The sequence below is a fragment of the Dyadobacter sp. OTU695 genome (genome assembly GCF_038440355.1).
Lineage (GTDB): Bacteria > Bacteroidota > Bacteroidia > Cytophagales > Spirosomataceae > Dyadobacter.
The window spans coordinates 1-379 of record NZ_JASATN010000093.1 but is presented as its reverse complement, the minus strand read 5'-3'; the positions used below and the strand labels follow the sequence as shown (position 1 = coordinate 379).

The 379-nt window shown below is 51.2% G+C and carries 1 protein-coding gene; it reads right to left on the bottom strand.

The genetic code is table 11. From position 1 onward, the window contains the following. Nucleotides 1-304, bottom strand: a 304-nt coding sequence (locus tag AAHB90_RS32585) for an SDR family NAD(P)-dependent oxidoreductase (protein ID WP_342089506.1), incomplete at its 3' end; no start/stop codon positions are given. Nucleotides 305-379 lie beyond the last annotated feature (75 nt).

Genomic DNA, 379 nt, shown 5'->3' with positions numbered 1-379 from the left:
CGGTGGTAAAGCTCTCTGCCACCCCGCCCATTGCGTAACCGGCGTTGTTCACCAGTACATCGATAGTGCCTTCTTTGGCCAAAATGGTTTCAACGGCCTGCTTCACGCTCTGTTCGTCGGTCAGGGTAACATCCAAAACGGTCACGTTTTCCAGGGCCGCGAGGGCCTGCGCCTTATCGGCATTACGGCCCTGTGTATCGCGCATGGTGGCGTATACCTGGTGTCCCGCGGCGGCTACGCTGTGGGCGGTAAGCCAGCCAAAACCACTATTTGTTCCGGTTACCAATACAATCTTTTTGCTCATCTTTTTACCTTTAAATGAATAAGCAAAGGTTGAAAACGGCAACAGGAAAATTTTTAACATTTGGTAAAAAGCGCC